3 protein-coding genes are annotated in these 2,900 nt (G+C 69.4%); 1 reads left to right on the top strand and 2 read right to left on the bottom strand.

What is annotated here, in order from left to right:
• The coding region (locus tag O3Q52_RS51520; RefSeq protein ID WP_269655310.1) for an alpha/beta hydrolase at positions 1–257 on the top strand (257 nt) is incomplete at its 5' end.
• A gap of 646 nt (positions 258–903) precedes the next feature.
• Here O3Q52_RS51520 and O3Q52_RS51515 read toward each other — a convergent pair.
• The gene (locus O3Q52_RS51515) at positions 904–1,758 is read right to left on the bottom strand and encodes an XRE family transcriptional regulator (RefSeq protein WP_269655309.1); all 855 of its coding nucleotides are present in this window, start codon (positions 1,756–1,758) and stop codon (positions 904–906) included.
• Positions 1,755–2,552, bottom strand: a complete 798-nt coding sequence (locus tag O3Q52_RS51510; RefSeq protein WP_269655308.1) for a peptidoglycan-binding protein — start codon at positions 2,550–2,552, stop codon at positions 1,755–1,757. Before O3Q52_RS51510 ends, O3Q52_RS51515 begins: the two co-directional genes overlap by 4 nt.
• Between the last annotated feature and the right edge of the window lie 348 nt (positions 2,553–2,900).

Below are 2,900 nucleotides of genomic sequence, written 5' to 3'. Positions count from 1 at the left end.
CCGATGTCCCCGCCACGGCGGCCCCGGCCCGGCTCGGGGACGCGACCGGCCTGCCGCCGGCCTACATCGAGGTCGGCCAGCTCGACGTCTTCCGCGACGAGGACACCGCCTACGCGACCAAGCTCAGCCGCGCCGGCGTGCCGGTGGAGTTCCACCTTCACCCCGGCGTCCCGCACGAGTTCGACTCCATCGCCTTCGACTCCGACGTCGCACGGCGTGCCATCGCCGATCGGGTCCGGGTGCTCAAGTCGATCTGAGCCGCAATCACCGACCTGCTGTCACCCAACCCATGTCTCCTGCCACAAATCGTTGCGCTGTCTCAGCAACTCGCAGCCGCCGACGTTCGGCACCTCTTCCCCGACAGCGCATCGCCCGATCACGGCGTGGACCGAGGCGGGCCTGCGGCGCCGTCTTCACCGCGCGGCCCTGGACGAACTCGGCACCAGCGGCGCGGTACTGAACCCCGGCGATCATCGACGCAGCGTCTGTCCCTACGAAAGGAACGGAGGGACTGCTGACCGGGCCGCACCCGGTGGATCGCGGTAAGAAGGGCGGCAAACTGCATGTCCTGTCCGACGCTCAGGGCATCCCGACGGCGACGGCACCCTCATCCGGTGGACATACGAATTCAAGCCGCTTCCGGGAAGTCGCTGGATTCTCGCCGGTCCCTTCGCTCGTCTCTGGCGCCGATACATGGTGGCCGCCATCGAGCGGTGCCTGCAAGTAATCGAATCTGAAGCTCTGTCGTCAAGTTCGACGCCGAGCTCTACAAGGAACGCAACACCACCGAGAGGCTCATCGACACGATGAACACTTGGCGCGGCATCGCCACCCGCTGCGCCAAGAACCCGTACGCGAAGAACCCCGTACGCGAAGAACCCGTACGCGCCCGAGGGCATGACGCTATTGAGGTGAGGGCGGACGGGTCGTGGTGGCGGCCTCGCCCACGCGGGCCTCGACGCATTCTTGTTCGCCGCTGGCCGACGCGGGCCGGTAGCAGGCCCGGATCGTGCTGCCGGGGTGGGCCGCGGTCATCTCGGTGTACATGTACGTTTCCGTGTCGTCCTTGTTTTTGATGTGTACGCCGTGGGTCGGGCCGTCGGCCTTGACCTCCACCCGGTCGCCGATCCTGGTTCCCCAGGTCCGGGCCCAGCTCGCGCCGCATTTCTTGCTGTAGCGCAGTTCCACGTGGGCGCCGGTGGTGGTGCGGTATGTGGTGAGGGTGTCGGGGTCGATGCCGCAGATCAGGCGCAGCGGGTCCCGGCCCTCGCAGGCGGCTCCGTGGCATTGGGGGGCGAGAGACGGTTCGTTGGCGGAGAGCGGTTCGTCCCGCGGGGCTTTGTGGTCCGGCAGCAGGAAGAGCACCAGTGCCGCACCGCCGACGATCATGGTGTACACAGATGCCAGTACCACCATGAGTCTGCCCCTGCGGCCGTGCGGCCGCCTGGTCTCGGGGGATTGGGGTGGTTCCTGCGGCTCGGGCCGCGGCTCTTCGGCGGCGGGGGAGGGGACCGCCGCGCGTCCGTTCCAGTGCGGCTCGGCGATCTCCCACAGGGCCAACAGCCGCCCGTCCGGTTCGTTCGCGACCCGGCACAGGTCCTGTACGGCCTGACGAGGGGGCAGGCTCTTGCCGTTGAGGTAGCGCTCCCACGAGGACTTGCTGTACGCCGTGTGCTGCGACAGCGCCGCCAGACTCAGACCCGTACCGGCCCGCAGCTCCCGCAGTGCGGCGGTCAGCCGGGCGTGTTCCGCGCTCACTTCGGCGCCGCCTCGCGCAGGGCCTTCCAGGTGTGCGGGCCGATGACACCGTCCACGACCAGCCCGTCCCGTGTCTGGACCCGCTCGACCGCGCGCTGCGTCTTCGGGCCGAAGACGCCGTCGATGTCTCCCGGCGGGATGCCCGCCCGGCGCAGCAGACACTGCGCCTCGGCCACTTCCGGCCCGATGTGGGTGTACGCCAGGATGGTGTCCGTGGTGCGGCTCAGGCCCACATACCAGCGGCCGTCCTGCTGCTCCAGCCGGCAGGTGTAGACGACCGGCACCAAGGACTCCGACACGGTGGCCGGGGCCGCCGCGACCGTAGCGGCGCGCTCGTCCGCGAGCTGGGCGCGCGCGTCGGTGAGCCGCACGGCCAGCAGGAGCGCCGCGGAGACCGACAGGACCAGGGCCACCGCTCCCGCTGTGACCAGGGCGCGCGGGTAACGCACGTCAGGCTGCTGCTCCGTGGGCGTGCGTACCGGCGCCGCCGGCGTGCTCTCCGGGACACCGGTGGTGACCACGCGGCCCTCCGCCCAGCGTTCGGCGGCGATCTCGTGCAGCACCAGCAGCCGGGTCGGATCGTCACCGCCGATGCGGGCCATCGCCTCGACGGCCTCCAGAGGCGGCAGTGACCTGCCATTCAGATACCGCTGCCACGACTTCGCGCTGTACCCGCTCTTCGCGGCCAGTTGACGCGTGCTCAGTTCGCTGCGGTCCTTCAGTCTGCGCAACCGCACAATCAACTGGCGGACGTCTACGTGCAGTTCGGCGGGCAGTTCTTTCCAACGCGACATGATTCCCCCACTCGCGTTCCGGACCGCCGGTCCGGCCCCACGTGTCCCGGCCACATTCTGCCTCAGCTGTCACTGCGCCCACGGAGCGGGGGACTCCGCCCTGCTGCAGAATCGGCCAACGCCGCCCGCGGCCGTCCCGCCGTGGCGACTCGGTGGGCGACGTTGCGGCAGGTCAGCGAGTGGGACGTCCCGGGATGAGGTCACTTCTGCGTCAACTGTGGCCGGACTTCGCGCCTAACCCGCAGTCTCGTTGCGGAGCCGGCCGGTGCGGTCGGTTCCGTCCATTGCACGTCAACGGAGGGGAACAGCATGCGAGCTCTCACGAAGGCACTCGTCAGTGCAGATCGG

The organism is Streptomyces sp. ActVer, assembly GCF_027270795.1.
GTDB classification, from domain to species: Bacteria; Actinomycetota; Actinomycetes; order Streptomycetales; family Streptomycetaceae; genus Streptomyces; species Streptomyces umbrinus_A.
This window is presented reverse-complemented; position numbering and strand designations above follow the sequence as displayed.

Coding starts and splice junctions, on each gene's coding strand:
- O3Q52_RS51510 (WP_269655308.1), bottom strand. CDS start 2,552: ATGTCGCGTTGGAAAGAACTGCCCGCCGAACTGCACGTAGACGTCCGC.